Annotated in this window: 19 protein-coding genes; all 19 read right to left on the bottom strand. The window is 43.5% G+C overall.

Going from position 1 to position 16,168, the window contains the following annotated elements:
• Window positions 1-4: 4 nt before the first annotated feature.
• Window positions 5-862, bottom strand: a complete 858-nt coding sequence (atpG, locus tag G8782_RS11715) for an ATP synthase F1 subunit gamma (RefSeq protein ID WP_172371369.1) — start codon at window positions 860-862, stop codon at window positions 5-7.
• Window positions 863-900: 38 nt separating this feature from the next.
• Complete coding sequence (atpA, locus tag G8782_RS11710) at window positions 901-2,409, bottom strand: F0F1 ATP synthase subunit alpha (RefSeq protein WP_172371367.1); 1,509 nt, start codon at window positions 2,407-2,409, stop codon at window positions 901-903.
• Between the two features lie 25 nt (window positions 2,410-2,434).
• The gene (locus G8782_RS11705) at window positions 2,435-2,974 is read right to left on the bottom strand and encodes a F0F1 ATP synthase subunit delta (RefSeq protein ID WP_172371365.1); all 540 of its coding nucleotides are present in this window, start codon (window positions 2,972-2,974) and stop codon (window positions 2,435-2,437) included.
• Entirely contained in the window at window positions 2,971-3,477 is a 507-nt protein-coding gene (gene atpF, locus G8782_RS11700; RefSeq protein ID WP_216667870.1) for a F0F1 ATP synthase subunit B, read from the bottom strand. Before atpF ends, G8782_RS11705 begins: the two co-directional genes overlap by 4 nt.
• A 199-nt stretch (window positions 3,478-3,676) precedes the next feature.
• Window positions 3,677-3,889, bottom strand: a complete 213-nt coding sequence (gene atpE, locus G8782_RS11695; protein WP_172371361.1) for a F0F1 ATP synthase subunit C — start codon at window positions 3,887-3,889, stop codon at window positions 3,677-3,679.
• A gap of 89 nt (window positions 3,890-3,978) precedes the next feature.
• A complete protein-coding gene (gene atpB / locus G8782_RS11690) occupies window positions 3,979-4,686 on the bottom strand; it encodes a F0F1 ATP synthase subunit A (protein ID WP_172371360.1) in 708 nt (235 codons plus the stop codon).
• Window positions 4,687-4,738: 52 nt separating this feature from the next.
• A complete protein-coding gene (locus G8782_RS11685; RefSeq protein ID WP_172371359.1) occupies window positions 4,739-5,110 on the bottom strand; it encodes an ATP synthase subunit I in 372 nt (123 codons plus the stop codon).
• 806 nt (window positions 5,111-5,916) lie between these two features.
• Window positions 5,917-7,017, bottom strand: coding sequence for a non-hydrolyzing UDP-N-acetylglucosamine 2-epimerase (gene wecB, locus G8782_RS11680; protein WP_216667869.1), 1,101 nt, complete (start codon window positions 7,015-7,017; stop codon window positions 5,917-5,919).
• A 39-nt stretch (window positions 7,018-7,056) separates the two neighbouring features.
• Window positions 7,057-7,686, bottom strand: a complete 630-nt coding sequence (gene upp / locus G8782_RS11675; RefSeq protein ID WP_172371357.1) for a uracil phosphoribosyltransferase — start codon at window positions 7,684-7,686, stop codon at window positions 7,057-7,059.
• A gap of 204 nt (window positions 7,687-7,890) precedes the next feature.
• Window positions 7,891-9,159: a serine hydroxymethyltransferase gene (locus G8782_RS11670; protein WP_172371356.1), complete on the bottom strand. Its 1,269-nt coding sequence runs from the start codon at window positions 9,157-9,159 to the stop codon at window positions 7,891-7,893.
• A gap of 15 nt (window positions 9,160-9,174) precedes the next feature.
• Window positions 9,175-9,753 carry a TIGR01440 family protein gene (locus tag G8782_RS11665; protein ID WP_172371355.1) on the bottom strand — a complete coding sequence of 193 codons (579 nt, stop codon included), beginning with the start codon at window positions 9,751-9,753 and terminating at the stop codon, window positions 9,175-9,177.
• 19 nt (window positions 9,754-9,772) lie between these two features.
• Window positions 9,773-10,210 carry a ribose 5-phosphate isomerase B gene (rpiB, locus tag G8782_RS11660; RefSeq protein ID WP_172371354.1) on the bottom strand — a complete coding sequence of 146 codons (438 nt, stop codon included), beginning with the start codon at window positions 10,208-10,210 and terminating at the stop codon, window positions 9,773-9,775.
• Between the two features lie 280 nt (window positions 10,211-10,490).
• Window positions 10,491-10,940 (bottom strand): low molecular weight protein arginine phosphatase, encoded by a 450-nt coding sequence (locus G8782_RS11655; RefSeq protein WP_172371353.1) that lies wholly within the window; start codon window positions 10,938-10,940, stop codon window positions 10,491-10,493.
• 56 nt (window positions 10,941-10,996) lie between these two features.
• Window positions 10,997-11,497: a manganese efflux pump gene (locus G8782_RS11650; RefSeq protein WP_172371351.1), complete on the bottom strand. Its 501-nt coding sequence runs from the start codon at window positions 11,495-11,497 to the stop codon at window positions 10,997-10,999.
• A 61-nt stretch (window positions 11,498-11,558) separates the two neighbouring features.
• Entirely contained in the window at window positions 11,559-12,587 is a 1,029-nt protein-coding gene (locus tag G8782_RS11645; RefSeq protein ID WP_172371349.1) for an L-threonylcarbamoyladenylate synthase, read from the bottom strand.
• Between the two features lie 59 nt (window positions 12,588-12,646).
• Window positions 12,647-13,210: a stage II sporulation protein R gene (locus G8782_RS11640; RefSeq protein ID WP_172371347.1), complete on the bottom strand. Its 564-nt coding sequence runs from the start codon at window positions 13,208-13,210 to the stop codon at window positions 12,647-12,649.
• 43 nt (window positions 13,211-13,253) lie between these two features.
• Complete coding sequence (prmC, locus tag G8782_RS11635) at window positions 13,254-14,108, bottom strand: peptide chain release factor N(5)-glutamine methyltransferase (RefSeq protein WP_172371345.1); 855 nt, start codon at window positions 14,106-14,108, stop codon at window positions 13,254-13,256.
• The gene (prfA, locus tag G8782_RS11630; protein WP_172371343.1) at window positions 14,101-15,177 is read right to left on the bottom strand and encodes a peptide chain release factor 1; all 1,077 of its coding nucleotides are present in this window, start codon (window positions 15,175-15,177) and stop codon (window positions 14,101-14,103) included. The genes prmC and prfA overlap by 8 nt, the downstream gene beginning before the upstream one ends.
• 144 nt (window positions 15,178-15,321) lie before the next feature.
• Window positions 15,322-15,924 carry a thymidine kinase gene (locus G8782_RS11625; RefSeq protein ID WP_172371341.1) on the bottom strand — a complete coding sequence of 201 codons (603 nt, stop codon included), beginning with the start codon at window positions 15,922-15,924 and terminating at the stop codon, window positions 15,322-15,324.
• Window positions 15,925-16,168: the final 244 nt, after the last annotated feature.

Below are 16,168 nucleotides of genomic sequence, written 5' to 3'. Positions count from 1 at the left end.
CTCCTTATTCAAGGGCTGCTACTCCTCCAATGATTTCTGTAATTTCTTGTGTAATTGATGCCTGACGAGCGCGGTTATATTGAAGCGTTAATGAATCAATCAATTCGCCTGCATTATCGGTAGCACTTTGCATCGCTGTCATACTTGAAGCATGTTCGCTTGCTTTACTTTCGAGTAATGCGCCATAGATCAAGCTTTCAGCATATTGCGGAAGCAACACTTTCAGAATTGCTTCGCCGGATGGCTCGAATTCGTATGTTGTCGATGCTGGTGCATCTTGGCCTATATCCGTAAGCGGAAGCACTTTCTCTTCCATTACTTTGTTGGAAATGACGTTAATGTAGTGGGTGTAATACATATAAATTTCATCATACGTACCATCCGCGAACATACCAACAGCTTTATTAGCGATGTCTTTAATTTCGGCGAATGACGGGTGGTCGGACAATCCGATTACACTGTCGATTACATTATATCCACGATTCAAGAAAAACTCCGAGCCAAGTCGGCCGATTGCAAAAATGATTGCATCGTCTTTTGACGCATGGCGCTTTTCGATTGCTTTGGAAACTGCTCTTATAATATTACTGTTGTATGCCCCGCAAAGTCCGCGGTCTGCTGTGATGACAACATATGCCGTTTTCTTTACTGGACGATTAATAAGCATTGGATGTTCGGTATCCGTTCCTGCCGCGATTGCACCTGCAACTTCTTGGATTTTCTCCATATAAGGGACAAATGCTTTCGCATTAAGTTCCGCACGGTTTAGTTTCGAGGCAGATACCATTTGCATCGCCCGTGTTATTTGACTCGTTTTCTTCGTAGATTTTATGCGGTTTTCAATATCGCGTAATGATCCCATTGGTCATTCACCACCTTTTTGTTTTATAGTTAATCGTCTTACTCGGAAATTGCGAATTTCGATTTGAATTCGTTGATAGCCGCTGCCATCTCTTCATCTGATGGAAGATCCTTCGTTTGACGAATATGCTCTAAAACGTTTGTGTGGTTTGACTCGAGCCAAGCTGCGATTTCAGACTCGAAACGTAAAATATCTTTAACAGGAACATCGTCTAGGAATCCGCGAGTTAGTGCATAAAGTGCAACAACTTGGATTTCAACTGGAACCGGTTTGTTTAAATCTTGTTTCAAAATTTCAACTGTACGAACACCGCGGTCAAGTCTTGCTTGCGTTGACGCATCAAGAGATGAACCGAACTGTGCGAATGCCTCAAGTTCACGGTATGCAGCTAAGTCGAGACGTAGTGTTCCCGCAACTTTTTTCATTGCTTTAATTTGTGCAGATCCGCCGACTCGGGATACGGATAATCCAGCGTTAATCGCAGGACGTACGCCTGAGAAGAATAAATCGGATTGCAAGAAAATTTGTCCATCCGTAATCGAAATTACGTTTGTTGGAATATAAGCAGAAATATCTCCGGCTTGTGTTTCAACGAATGGAAGTGCCGTAATTGAACCTCCGCCAAGTGAATCGTTCAGCTTAGCTGCACGTTCTAGAAGACGGGAGTGCAAGTAGAATACGTCACCTGGGTATGCTTCACGACCTGGAGGACGACGAAGTAGCAAGGATAGTTCACGGTATGCTGCTGCTTGCTTAGACAAGTCATCATAAACAATTAGTACATGCTTTCCGTCAAACATGAATTCCTCTGCCATTGTAATCCCTGTATAAGGTGCAAGGTAAAGTAACGGAGCCGGCTCTGATGCCGAAGCTGTTACTACGATTGTGTAATCAAGTGCACCATTTTTACGTAGAGTTTCAACTACTCCACGAACTGTTGATTCTTTTTGTCCAATTGCAACGTAAATACAAATCATATCCTGGTCAGCTTGGTTTAAAATCGTGTCGATTGCAACAGTTGTTTTACCTGTTTGACGGTCACCGATGATTAACTCACGCTGTCCGCGACCTATTGGAACGAGTGCGTCAATGGCTTTAATACCAGTTTGTAGTGGTTCATGAACGGATTTACGCGCCATGACTCCTTGTGCTGGGCTTTCGATTGGACGTGATTTAGTTGTCGCGATCGGACCAAGTCCATCCACAGGCTGACCTAATGGATTTACAACACGGCCTATTAGTTCTTCACCAACAGGTACTTCCATAATACGGCCCGTACGACGCACTTCATCGCCTTCTTTAATGTCTGTATATGGTCCAAGGATAACGATACCTACGTTGTTCGCTTCCAAGTTTTGTGCCATACCCATAACACCGTTAGAGAACTCTAATAGTTCTCCAGCCATGACGTCATCGAGGCCATGAGCACGTGCGATACCGTCACCGATTGCGATAACTGTACCAACGTCACTTACTTCCATCTCAGATTGATAATTTTCAATCTGCTGTTTTATGAGAACGCTGATTTCTTCAGCTTTGATGCTCATGTATGTCACCCCTCAAATTTCAAATTTACGACCCAATCATATCTCGTTTCAAACGCTCTAGTTTATTCACTAGGCTGTTGTCGAAGATACGGTTTCCAATTTGGAGACGAATGCCCCCGATTAGAGTTGGATCAATGATGTTATTAATTCGCAGTGATTGCTTTCCGACTTTTCTTGCAAAAGTGGATGAAATCGCCGCGCTTTCGCTATCGGTTAGCGGACGTGTCGAATAGACATCCGCATCCGCGATTCCTGCTGCATCGTTAACAAATCCTCTGAATTCGTCGACGAAGTTAATGATTTCGTTTATGCGTTTCTTTTCGAGCAATACGAATAATGTATCTTGGATAAGCGAATTTGCATCCTTGAACAATGTCGCAAGAAGCTCTTTCTTTTTTGCTAATGGGAATCTTGGATTTTCAAGTAATTCTCCGAGATCCGGGTTAGCTTGGAACGCCTTTTTAATTTCAAGAAGTTCATCTTGAATTACTGAAGTTTGTCCCTTTTCTGTTGCTAGTTCAAACAGTGCTTCGGCATAGCGATTGGCTACAATGGATTTACTCACTGTGCATCGCCTGCCTTCGCAATCGTCTCTTCAATCAATGCGCGGTTATCTTCTTCGGAAAGTTCTTTTCCAAGTACTTTGGACGCTGCAAGAACTGAGAGTGATACGAATTCTTCACGGACTGCTGCAACAGCTTTTTCTTTCTCAGAAGCGATTTCGAGTGCTGCCTCTTCTTTCAAGCGTGCGACTTCGTTTCGCGCTGCGATGACGATTTCTTCACGTTGCGATTCACCTTGTTCACGGGCATTTTCAACAATCGCCTGAGCGTCATTGCGTGCCTCTTTCAACAGATTGCGCTGCTCTTCGAGAAGACTTTGTGATTCAAGACGACTTTTTTCAGCCGCTTCGATTTCAGTTGCGATCATTTCGGCACGTTGATCCATGACGCCCATAAGTGGACCCCATGCAAACTTCTTTAGTAGAAGCATGAGAAGAAGGAACATTGTAACCGTTGCAATTATATCACCAAGGTTTAGACCATCGGGGTTATTTAGTTTCTGCAAAAATCCTGCTTCAGCTGTCGTGTTAGCTAAGAGGATGAAGGTATCAAAAAACACGATTGTTTCACTCCCTTCAAGAGCACTTGTCTCTTTGAATATGGACTTTACGATCCAATTTATTTTGATTTGGTTATTTATTTATTGACATAAGAGAATGGCGAAGGTATTTTGTCCGCACTTCGCCATTGTAATTGAACTATAATTAGCGGTTCATAACGATGAACGCAACTACTGCTGCGAAAATCGGAACAACTTCAACAAGTGCTACACCAATAAACATGTTTGTTTGAAGAACGCCGCGCGCTTCTGGTTGACGAGCGATTCCTTCTTGTGTTTTTGAAACAACTAGACCTGCACCTAAACCTGCTCCAAGTGCTCCTAAACCGATTGCGATTGCTGCTGCTAATAGACCCATAGTATATTTCCTCCTAAAATTTCTTGTTATTTTTTTGGTACTGACGGCAAGAGTAACGTGTCTCCGGCCAAATAAGCTATATATGTTTACTAGTCCGTTCTAACTTTGTTAGACATATAGACCATTGTTAACATAACGAAGATAAACGACTGGATTCCGCCAACGAATATGGAGAAGCCCATCCATGCGATCGAAGGAACTATTGCTCCTATAAATCCGAGTACGCCTGATGTTGCGAGCCCTGCAAGCAGTCCGATAAGAATCTCGCCTGCATAGATGTTACCGTAGAGACGAAGACCGAGTGTCATCGTGCTGGCAACTTCACCAACAATATTCAGCGGAAGTAAAAAGCCGAGCGGTTGAAGATAATCTTTACCGTAACCTTTAGCGCCTTTTGCTTTAAGCCCGTAATATTGAGTTAATGTGATAACCATTACCGCGAGTGTCATCGTGATCATCGGGTCGGCTGTAGGTGATTTCCACCAGAGTTCGCCTTTCCAAACGACGGCAAACGGTAATCCAAGAACGTTAGATACGAAAAGAAATAGAATGAGAGTAATTCCTAATACGTGGAACCGCCCACCTGTTTTCCAATCCATATTGCTCTTAATAATTCCTTTGACGAAGTCCATGATCCATTCAAAGAAGTTTTGCATTCCCGTCGGCTTAACATTTAAATTACGCGTCGCGAGGATTGCGATTAAGAAAACAATTACACATGTTATAAAGACCATCATGACGTTCGATAGATTGAATGTTATGCCGAAAATAGTCCATAACGGGTTTTCATGGTCCATGTTTCGTTCACCTCCCTTGTCCATTCGGAATTAAGCTTCGAGTCAAAAAGCTTTAATAATGTCTTACGTGGTAAATGATCCTTTCTCCTAATAGTAGAAGGTACGGTATTCCGAATCCTATTACCGCACTGATCAGGTCGAACTGTTCAGGCATCGCAGTTGCAATTGCCGCTACCGCAATACCAGATGCGAAACGCATCGCAGTCCCAAGTGATATGCGCTTTTTCCCTTCCGTGACGGCTCGTTCAAATTGTTCGAACCTGCGGACGAGTATCCAAAAATTATACAGTCCAAACAAAGAACCTAAAATTAGTCCGGCGAATACAGTTTGCCATTCAGTAAATGCCCATCCAAGTACGAAAAAAGCAAGCAAAAAAAAGAGAGCCCTTCTCTGCCTATTATGGATTTCCTGCAATGTTTGCATAACTGTTTTATCTCCTGTTTTGTTTGACTGAAATTTGGAATAAGCTCTTGAAATTGCGGGGTGGTTCCCGTTTCGCGGTCCTGCCTTTAACCGGCGTAGACTCCGAAAAAGTTGGAACCTATTAAAGTTGCGTATGAACTGCCATGACCGCTCATTTACTCATGATTTGGTTTGAACATTCAAAAATCGGTGAAAAGATGATAGAAATCGCTTTCGAAATATCCATAAATCATGCTTTATATGTACGAAACAACTATCATTCTTACCCTTAACAATCATACAGTAGCCCAAAATTGATGTCAATTGATTCCCGTTGTTTTATCGGTTCACAAAACACTTTGTCAAACAATAGACAAATTTAAAAAACTAATACGTATAGCGTAACCGGCAACTTGCATTTTCATACATTTTACACGTAGTTTCGACTTTAAACTGACAGTTTAGTTGTTTTTTCTATTGAAAATGATGGTAGAGTTAGAGGGTTTTTGATTGGGTACTTGAATGATCCAGTAATCAGGTACTTGTTTTATCAAGCCCGTTGATTTCCGTTCCGGGGGACGCTTTCCTGCGGGCATCACCGGGGTCTCCTCGTCGCTAAAACCGTGATCCCAAACGCTTCGTTTTCGATCGCAAACCTGCGGCGCTAGTAATAGACGTTACGTTGTTTTAGCAAAGTGTTGCGTTCTTTCGAGAAAACGTTGCGTGCTTCCCAAAACCCCACTATTAATTCAGCGAACCACTAGCTTCAATATTTAATGAATAAAAAAAGAAGACAACCCCAGTACTGGAAGTTGTCCTCTATTCTTTCATTCTAATGAAGTTAAGTACTTTTTCAATGCTTCGACGATTCTTTCGGAGGCGTGTCCGTCGCCGTATGGGTTTGAGGCTTTTGCCATTTTGTTGTATTCTTCAGGGTTTGTGAGTAGTTCATCAGTTAGTGAAAAGATGGTTTCTTCGTCTGTCCCTGCGAGTTTCAGCGTGTTCGCTTCGATTCCTTCTGGGCGTTCTGTTGTGTCGCGAAGTACGATGACGGGTTTTCCGAGTGATGGTGCTTCCTCTTGGATTCCGCCTGAATCGGTCAATATGATATGCGATGCCGCTTGGAAGTTATGAAAATCAATGACTTCAAGCGGTTTTATGAGGTGGACGCGTGGATTGTCCCCTAGTATTTCATCGGCGATTTCACGAACGACCGGATTTAGATGTACCGGGTATACAACTTGAATGTCTTCATGCTTATCGAGCAAACGATTGATCGCCCGGAACATATTGCGCATCGGCTCCCCGAGATTTTCTCGTCGGTGGGCCGTTAGTAAAATCAACTTATCGTCACCGAGGCTATCTAAGATCGGATGGGAATAGTTTTCGCGCACTGTTGTTTGAAGCGCATCGATTGCTGTATTTCCAGTAATGTAAATTCGATCCTGCGGTTTGCCTTCAGCTAACAGGTTTTCCGCCGATTTTTCGGTAGGTGAGAAATGCAAATCAGCCAATACGCCAGTCAGTTGACGGTTCATCTCCTCTGGGTAAGGCGAGTGCTTATTCCATGTGCGAAGTCCGGCTTCAACATGCCCGACTGCAATTTGATTGTAAAATGCTGCAAGACTTCCGATGAAAGTTGTCGATGTATCGCCGTGAACCAAGACAATGTCCGGCCGGGCTTCTTTCATAATCGCATCGAGTCCTTCGAGCCCTCGCGTTGCAACGTCTATAAGCGTTTGGCGATCTTTCATGATATTTAAATCGTAGTCCGGCGCAATATTGAATGTTTCAAGCACTTGATCGAGCATTTCACGATGCTGAGCTGTCACTGTGACAATGGACTCGATTTCTTCTTGATGTTTTTCAAGTTCCAATACGAGAGGAGCCATCTTGATCGCTTCCGGCCGCGTGCCGAAAATGGTCATGACCTTCCATTTCTTACTCACATTGCCACCCCATTCACATTACTTTGTTCCAAATAATCTGTCGCCCGCATCGCCGAGGCCTGGAACGATATAGCCTTTTTCATCCAACTTCTCATCAAGTGCCGCCATGTATATATCAACATCAGGATGCGCTTCTGTCATTGCTTCTACGCCTTCAGGGGCTGCAATCAAACACATGAAACGAATGCTTTTCGCGCCGCGTTTTTTCAATGAGTTGACTGCTTCAATCGCAGAACCGCCCGTCGCTAACATCGGGTCTACTAGAATTAAATCGCGTTCTGAAATATCAGAAGGAAGTTTCACGTAATACTCGACTGGAAGAAGTGTTTCTGGATCTCGGTAAAGTCCGACATGTCCAACTTTCGCCGCTGGAATCAAGTTCAAAATACCTTCGACCATGCCTAGACCTGCACGTAAAATGGGTACAATCCCGAGTTTTTTCCCGGCTAACACGTTGGACATCCCCAATCGGACAGGTGTTTCAATTTCTTTTTCCATCAATGGAAGATCGCGAGTGATTTCATAAGCCATGAGCGTCGCAACTTCATCGACTAACTCCCGAAATTCTTTTGTTCCCGTATTTATATCTCGTATGTAAGTTAATTTGTGTTGAATTAATGGATGATCTAAAACATGTACTTTTGGCATTTGAATCGCTCCTTTTGAAATATCCAATTTAGTATAACAGAATTGATTAAATCCTAACACATAAGTATCGAAACTGGGATATATTTCTTCGTGCGAATGTATCTACTTTATTTACTGGCGCTGATTCATAGGTTTTATTCGAAATATAACAAATTTTAAAAGACGGAAAACAGGCCACTTTCCAGGAAAGTGGCCCATTGTTATTTATTCGTATAGCGGGAACTTATTTGTCAATGCCGTAACACGTTCTTGTGCTTCTTTTTTGACGTTTTCGTCTTCGTGATTTTTCAAGAGACTCGCCATGATTGATGCGATTTCTTTCATCTCTTCTTCTTTAAATCCGCGTGTTGTAACTGCTGGCGTACCGATACGGATGCCTGATGTGATGAATGGACCTTCTGTATCGAACGGAATTGTGTTTTTGTTCACTGTAATTCCTACTTCATCCAATACCGCTTCTGCAAGTTTCCCAGTTATTCCAAGTGAACGAAGGTTTAATAGAAGTAAATGATTATCCGTTCCGCCTGAAACGATATCGATTCCTTCTGCCATCAGAGCTTCGCCTAGTGCAGCAGCATTTTTCTTCACTTGCTGCGCATATGCTTTAAATTCTGGTTTTTGCGCTTCGCCGAATGCGACTGCTTTTGCAGCAATTACGTGCATGAGCGGGCCGCCTTGAACGCCAGGGAATACGGATGAGTTCAATTTTCTGCCAAACTCTTCAGTACTCAGGATGAATCCGCCGCGAGGTCCGCGTAATGTTTTATGAGTTGTTGATGTTACAAAGTGCGCATGCGGAACCGGGTTTGGATGTTCCCCCGCCGCAACGAGACCTGCGATATGTGCCATGTCAACGAATAGGTAAGCGCCGACTTCATCAGCGATTTCACGGAATTTCGCGAAGTCGATTGTTCTTGGGTACGCGCTCGCGCCCGCAACAATCATTTTCGGTTTATGTTCAAGCGCTTTTTGACGTACATCTTCATAGTCGATATGCTCGTCTTCTTTACTGACGCCGTATTCAACGAAGTTGTATAGTTTTCCAGAGAAATTCACTGGGCTACCGTGCGTTAAATGACCGCCGTGTGAAAGGTTCATGCCAAGAATTGTGTCTCCCGGCTCTAATGCCGCAAAATAAACTGCCATATTCGCTTGTGCACCGGAGTGCGGTTGAACGTTTGCATATTCAGCACCAAAAATTTCTTTCAGACGATCGCGTGCAACATCCTCAACAATGTCAACATGCTCACAACCACCATAGTAGCGTCGGCCTGGATAGCCTTCAGCATATTTATTGGTCAATACTGAACCTTGTGCTTCCATAACTGCTTCAGTGACGAAGTTTTCTGATGCGATTAGCTCGATATTCGCTTGCTGGCGCTGTCTTTCTGCCATGATAGCGTTGTAAATTACTTCGTCTTCTTTCACGTGATTTAGTTCAGCTGTAAGTGTTTGCGTTTTAACGTGTCCCATTAGTTAGTCCCCTTTTTAGGTTGTAATATTTTCGTCTTCAGGCTCTATTTTTGAATAAATGGCCCGTTCTCCGCCGATTAGTTTTGGACGCGTCGTCGCAATTGTGACGACTGCATTGCCCACTTTCTCAATTGATGTTCGAACCGGTATCGCCACCCGCTTTAAATGCATGCCGATTAATGTTTGTCCAATATCGATACCGGCTTGTGCTTCGATTTCTTCAACGACGACGGGATCGGACATTTGCTCATAGGCGTATGCTGACATCGAACCACCTGCATTCGGCGATGGAATGACCGTTACCGGTTCAAGGTTGAATATCTTTGCAGACTCCCTTTCGATGGTCAGGGCTCGGTTAATATGTTCGCATCCTTGAAACGCGAGATGCAAGTGGTGTTTATCAGCGAACTTTTTTAGAGGTTCGTATATAACTTCGCCGATTTCCATTGCCCCTGACGTTCCTATGCGCTTCCCAGCTACCTCGGAAGTAGAACAACCGACAACGAAAAATCCACCTTTTTCAAGATGTATTTGCTCGGAGATTTCGGATAATAGTTCTTCCAACTGAAGTTTCCATAAATTTAGAGCGTCCACTTACTTCCCCTCCATCGTTTTAGTCCTCTAGCTTCATCAGTTTTTCGATTCGCACTGCATGGCGACCGCCTTCGAAAGAAGTATCTAACCATGCTGCAACAATTTCTCTCGCATGCCCCGGTCCGACAACACGTTCGCCCATTGCTAGAACGTTCGTATCATTATGGCCTCGTGTTGCTTTTGCGCTGAAAACGTCATGTACGAGTGCGCAGCGAATGCCTTTTGTTTTGTTTGCGGCGATCGACATTCCGATCCCCGTTCCGCAAATTAAGATTCCGCGATTAAATCGACCATCCGCGACACCTTCACAAACAGGCGCAGCATAGTCCGGATAATCGACCGAGTCATCATTTTTTGGTCCGAAGTCTTCAAATTCAACACCGCGTTCGGACAATAAATCCATAATTTCTTTGCGCAGACGATTGCCTCCGTGGTCGGATGATATTGCGATTTTCATTGGCGCTCCTCTTTTCTTATTATATTCATTATTTATTCTAACAGTTTTCGACTGAAAATGTTATCATGGCAATATGATTTTTTGGAATTAACTTGTCCAATATATGGAAAACCTTTGAGACCGCCCGTTTTCCGCAGGTAACTTTATATAGTGAAAATAGTTGACTGTAGTGCCGGGCGGCGACTCCAGCGGAATCAACGACCATATAAAAAACGAGTACTCGAATTGATTGTCCAAGTACTCGGTCAAGTTTTGACTTTATAGTGGCTACTATACCCCTTTACGATTCGCCTTCCTCAAGCAATTTCTTCTCAAGCTGATTCATAAGTTCCGTCAGTTCGTTGAATGTTTCGCGGTAGGTTTCGAGGCTGCCGCCGTAAGGATCGTGAACGTCTTCGTTTGCAGAGGGGGATATAAAACCTTTTAATGTATATATTTTCTCTTGATGTTGCGGGAATAAGTGGAGTAATACGCTTTTATGCGCTTCGGTCATTGTAAATATGTAATCTGCCCATTCAACATCTTCTTGGGTAAGCAATCTGGATTTATTCGTGTAAGGCATGTCCGCTTCTTCGATAAGCGTTCTTGCATTGTCTGCAATATGAAGTCCATCCATTGCATGTATGCCGGCAGATCGTACGGACACATTTTCCATGTTTTTTGAGCGTAGAATTGCCTCTGCCATCGGACTTCTACATGTATTACCCGTGCATAGTAAATAAATATTCATAGGTGGGCGCCCTCCTTCTTATATAAGAATAGCTGATTTTCGAAGAACGGGCGAATTTATTGCATGGCTGAGATGATTCCCATAATAATTAGCACAATCCCTGCAAATTGGCGGATTCGTTTTCCGCTTTTGATTCCGAGGCGTCTTTTAAATGTAAGGGCAACATAAGAAAATATGATAGCAAAAATTCCAGACGCTAAAATATATATCGTTTTATTTAAATGAATCATTCCGAATGAAACACTCACTGAGAACGCATCGATACTTACAGCAAATGCAATAAGTGCGGGGGAAAGTTTCCTTGAAGTTTTCATATCGTTATCTTCCAATATCATATGAAGGCCGATCAACCCGAGAAGGACTCCAGACAGCAAATGACTAAAGCTAGAAAAAAAGTATGCTGAAAATTCCCCGGTTAGGAATCCGAGGAGCGGTAACAACATATTGAGGAAGGAAGTCCAGATTGCTAAGGCAAACTTCCCCTCCTTCAAGTCCAGTAACGCATACACAACTATAATGTCGAGTGTCGTGATACTAGCAGCAATTAATTCATTCACCCAAAAACCTCCCGCATACCGCATATATTAATCGTATGCGAGAGAAATTTTCATATTCTAGTTATTCGGTAAATCGTTTCCCGTCTGAAGCTTTTAGTAACCGATTCATAAATGCTGCGCCCACTCCAGCTAAGTCCGTTTCAACTGCGAGAATAACATCCGCGTCGATCAAATCGCATTGACGAAGCGCTTTATATAGATTCACAGCCATTTCTTCGGCGCTGTCGCTTGAGCCGATTGCGAAATACCAGTCTGCGTTCTGAACTCGCAAGTTATCCGGACCAATGACGGCCGTTTTTTTATGTTCTTTTTGAAGTTTTTTAACGGCGTTCTCGATTTTTTCCTTATCGGATTCGATGATGAATAAAGGGGCTTCCGGTGCGTAATGTCGGTATTTCATGCCCGGAGCGCGCGGAGTATTTTCTGGCGCTTTTTCATCTGCTATCGCGACTGGACCGATTACTTCTTCAATCATTTCTCGTGTTGCGCCGCCGGGTCTTAGGATTATCGGCGGCTGTACTGTCATGTCAATTACTGTGGATTCAAGCCCGACACCCGTGCGGCCTCCGTCTAAAATAAGCGGGATGAGTCCATTCAAATCTTCTTCAACATGCTGCGCTTCAGTGGGACTCGGTTTGCCGCTTCGATTTGCGCTAGGTGCGGCGAGTGGCGCTTTTAATTCGCGAAGCAGATCGAGCGCAACCGGATGATCGGGCATCCGGATTCCTACTGTTTTTACGCCGGGCGTTACATTTGGCGCGATGATGTTCGGAATTGCGTTAAAGATGAGGGTTAATGGACCCGGCCAAAATGAATCCATGAGCTTGTTTGCTTTTTCCGGGATGTCTGCCGCGTATTTCGCTACTTCTTCTTTGTTTCCAATATGTACGATAAGTGGATTATCGGAAGGTCGTCCTTTCGCTCTGAAGATTTTATCAACCGCTTTTTCATCTGTAGCGATTGCGCCGAGTCCGTAAACCGTTTCGGTTGGAAAGGCGACGACTCCTCCACTTTTCAATATGTCCACAGCTTGTTTATAGTTTTTTATGTTATCCATATTTTTATCCACAACTATTATTGTTGTTTCCATCTATTAAACCTCATTTATACACAGTTTATTTGATTTATCCACAATTATTGTGAACAACCTTACGAAAACAGTCCAGTTATCCACTCCCAAAGGAAAAAAGTGACTTTTTCCTCTTCTTGCGTTTCCTTCTCTTCCTCCGGGTAACAAATTTTCGGGAATAGAGCGCACCACCAGTTATCCCCACGTCCGCTTCCAATTGTTAATAGATAGGCATCGTATTCGGATTGTGGATAAATAACGAGCCCGGATCTTTTTGCTGGAAATAAAGCATTTTTGCGTTCTAAAGTAACTGCTTTATCGCCCGCAATTGACGTTGCAATTTGAAGAATTGTCGGTTCTAGAGCGGCCAAATTCTCCGCGAGCTCTTCTTTTGAAGTTGAATTTGTGACGGCATTTTCAACAAGCGGTTGGATTTTAAGTTGAATTTCTTCTTTGATCGCCTGATCGGTCGTGCTGTTCGAGTGTGCGAGCAGTCTAAAACGAATCGTTTCTTCTGCTGACTCCGCACCTGTGAATAACCCGAGAATGCATTGGATGATAATTAAGATTAAAATAAATTCTGCGTACGGTATAATTCGTCCCATTGAAGATGGTTTTTGTTTAATCTCGTAATCTGGTAACATATCGATTCCCCCTTAAACGCATTGTTGCCGGGGAAGCTATGTTTTATTCATCAATCTTGCAAAATAGTATTCGGTTTTTTCCGTTGATATCTTTTAAAATTTCGACTTTGGCGTCAGGAAATGCGTCTGTAAACAACTTCTGCACAGCCGGGCCTTGCTGGTGCCCGATTTCTAATCCGATGAGAGACGGCTTGTTCATAAGTGCAGGCAGATTTTCTGCGAGTTTTCTATAAAAGAAAAGTCCATCTTCTTCTGCAAATAAAGCGCTATGCGGTTCGAAGGCCAAAACGGTTTCCGACATCGATTCGGCTTCAACGCGTGCGATATAGGGCGGATTGGATAAAACGATGTCCCAAGTTTCACTTTTGATCGGGTCGGTTAAATCGCCCTCTTTGAAAGTGATTTCTCCACCGAGTCGTTCGGCATTTCTCTTGGCGACTTCGAGCGCTTTTTTACTAATATCAGTCGCCGTCACCGCTGCTTCTGCCCACTCTTTTTTGAATGTGATGGCGATCGCACCGCTACCCGTGCCGATGTCAGCCATTTTTATGGTTTTATTCGCGAATAAATTTCTGCTGCGTTCAAGTGCGCCGTAGATGAGTTCCTCGGTTTCGGGACGCGGAATGAGCACATTTTCATTCACTTCGAATTGTCTGCCGTAAAAGCTTTCGGTTCCTAAAACGTATTGAACAGGTTTTCCGTCTAAGAGTTCGTCGATTTTATTCCAAAAGATTGTTCGTTGTTCTTCGGTCAGTTGTTCTCGGAGATTTGCAAGTAATGCGGCGTGGCTTTTGTTTGTTACGTATTCCATCAGGATTCGAACCGCCCCGGAATCTAGTCCTTTTTTCTCCAATAAAGTTATCGCTCTATTTTGAGCTTCGAAAATTCGTTCAGTCATTTGAATTTAAACTTTCAAGATGATGCGCTTGTTCTTCAAGCGTTAATGCTTCAATGATTTCATCGAGATTCCCTTCGATAATTTGATCGAGTTTTTGGATGGTCAAACCGATGCGGTGGTCTGTCACACGGTTTTGCGGGAAATTGTACGTTCGGATTCTTTCTGAACGGTCGCCTGTACCGACTGCTGATTTACGGCTCGCAGCATATTCTGCTTGCGCTTCTCGTTGTGCTGCATCATAGACACGAGCTTTTAATACTTTCATCGCTTTATCACGATTTTTAATTTGTGATTTTTCATCTTGCATGGATACGACGATTCCCGTCGGTAGGTGCGTAATACGAACAGCAGAGTCTGTCGTGTTAACATGCTGACCACCCGCACCACTTGAACGGTACGTATCGATTTTCAAATCTTCTCGGAGAATTTCAATATCGACATCTTCGGCTTCCGGTAAGACTGCGACTGTCGCAGTCGATGTATGGGTTCTTCCGCCTGACTCAGTTTCAGGTACTCGTTGTACACGGTGGGCCCCATTTTCAAATTTCAATTTTGAAAACGCACCATTTCCATTGATAAGAAAAATAATTTCTTTAAAACCGCCAAGTTCCGTGGGAGATGAATCAATTACTTCCGTTTTCCAGTGGTTCATCTCCGCATAACGGCTGTACATGCGGAACAAATTGCCCGCGAATAAAGCAGCTTCGTCCCCGCCCGCTGCACCGCGAATTTCCATGATGACGTTTTTATCATCATTAGGATCTTTGGGAATTAACAGCACTTTTAACTGGGCTTCGAGTTGTTCCACTTTGTCTTCGAGTTCCGAAAGTTCGAGTTTCACGAGCTCTTTCATTTCGTCATCAAGAGATTCGCTCAGCATCTCTTTTGCGTCTTTATATTCTTCCATTACTCCCTTGTATTCACGGTATACTTCAACCGTTTTTTGTATACCTGATTGTTCTTTGGAATAATCGCGAAGTTTTGATATGTCGCTGACAATTTCAGGATCACTAAGTAATTCATTTAATTGGTCATATCGATCTTCTACTGCTTGAAGTCGTTCAAACATTGGGCACACCTCATTTTACGTCTATTTTGTATGTTCATTGTACGGGAATTTCATGGGTAAATACAGTTTTTTCTCTAGTGGCGCGGTTTTGGGAATAAAAAAATGTGATCCGCATAGTTTCACGTCTCACATTTTCTTGTGTTATTAACTTTGTGCGACTGCTTGGGAAATGCCGTGTGGTACTTCATGATGTTTGCGGCATCTTGCTTCATACGCTTCTTTTGCGCCGACAAGAATAATGGGATCATCGTAGCCCGCGGGCACGCCGTTGATGAGCCGCTGCGTTCGACTCGCTGGGCAGCCGCATTTCGTGCAAACTGCTTGAAGTTTTGTGACATGTTCTGCGACAGCCATGAGGCTCGGCATCGGTCCGAATGGTTCACCGCGGAAGTCTTGATCGAGACCGGCGATGATGACTCGGAATCCTTCATCTGCCAATTTCATGACCATTTCGACGATTCCTTCATCAAAAAACTGGGCTTCATCAATAGCGATTATGTCATATGAAGATTTGTCGAATTCGTCGATATGAGATGAGCTTGCGACAGGATTCGCGATGACCGTGGTGCCGTTATGGCTCACAACAGCTTCATCGCTATAGCGGTCATCGATTTCCGGTTTGAAGACGGCTATCTTTTGTTTTGCGAATTGCGCCCTTTTGACACGGCGAATCAATTCTTCGGATTTTCCTGAAAACATGCTTCCGCAGATGACCTCAATCCATCCGCCTTGTACTGCTTGGTACATAGTAAATCACCTTTCTCATGAAGCTTTTTATGTATCTTGCGTTTAGTTCTATTTGAATCTCTATCATACCCGAAAAACGACTAAATTTGACGTCTTTATTTTATTCGTGAAATATGTTAGAGGTTTTTGGTGGAACGACTTAAGTGAGTGCGCGGGCGACTAAAGAGTGTCGCGAAACGACTAAAGAGAGTATGAAAACGACCAAAGCGCGGTCGAAACGACTAAAGAAAGTACGAAAACGACC

Origin of the sequence: Sporosarcina jiandibaonis (assembly GCF_013184495.1) — a bacterium.
In the GTDB taxonomy this organism is placed as follows: domain Bacteria; phylum Bacillota; class Bacilli; order Bacillales_A; family Planococcaceae; genus Sporosarcina; species Sporosarcina jiandibaonis.
This window is presented reverse-complemented; position numbering and strand designations above follow the sequence as displayed.

Excerpts from the sequence above, each read along its gene's own strand:
- G8782_RS11645 (WP_172371349.1), bottom strand. The coding sequence starts at position 12,587 with ATGGAAACAACAATAATAGTTGTGGATAAAAATATGGATAACATAAAA.
- atpA (WP_172371367.1), bottom strand. The coding sequence starts at position 2,409 with ATGAGCATCAAAGCTGAAGAAATCAGCGTTCTCATAAAACAGCAGATT.
- upp (WP_172371357.1), bottom strand. The coding sequence starts at position 7,686 with ATGCCAAAAGTACATGTTTTAGATCATCCATTAATTCAACACAAATTA.
- rpiB (WP_172371354.1), bottom strand. The coding sequence starts at position 10,210 with ATGAAAATCGCAATATCATCCGACCACGGAGGCAATCGTCTGCGCAAA.
- prmC (WP_172371345.1), bottom strand. The coding sequence starts at position 14,108 with ATGACTGAACGAATTTTCGAAGCTCAAAATAGAGCGATAACTTTATTG.
- atpG (WP_172371369.1), bottom strand. The coding sequence starts at position 862 with ATGGGATCATTACGCGATATTGAAAACCGCATAAAATCTACGAAGAAA.
- G8782_RS11655 (WP_172371353.1), bottom strand. The coding sequence starts at position 10,940 with ATGAATATTTATTTACTATGCACGGGTAATACATGTAGAAGTCCGATG.
- prfA (WP_172371343.1), bottom strand. The coding sequence starts at position 15,177 with ATGTTTGAACGACTTCAAGCAGTAGAAGATCGATATGACCAATTAAAT.
- G8782_RS11640 (WP_172371347.1), bottom strand. The coding sequence starts at position 13,210 with ATGTTACCAGATTACGAGATTAAACAAAAACCATCTTCAATGGGACGA.
- atpE (WP_172371361.1), bottom strand. The coding sequence starts at position 3,889 with ATGGGTCTATTAGCAGCAGCAATCGCAATCGGTTTAGGAGCACTTGGA.
- G8782_RS11670 (WP_172371356.1), bottom strand. The coding sequence starts at position 9,159 with ATGGGACACGTTAAAACGCAAACACTTACAGCTGAACTAAATCACGTG.
- G8782_RS11625 (WP_172371341.1), bottom strand. The coding sequence starts at position 15,924 with ATGTACCAAGCAGTACAAGGCGGATGGATTGAGGTCATCTGCGGAAGC.
- G8782_RS11685 (WP_172371359.1), bottom strand. The coding sequence starts at position 5,110 with ATGCAAACATTGCAGGAAATCCATAATAGGCAGAGAAGGGCTCTCTTT.
- atpB (WP_172371360.1), bottom strand. The coding sequence starts at position 4,686 with ATGGACCATGAAAACCCGTTATGGACTATTTTCGGCATAACATTCAAT.
- wecB (WP_216667869.1), bottom strand. The coding sequence starts at position 7,017 with ATGACCATTTTCGGCACGCGGCCGGAAGCGATCAAGATGGCTCCTCTC.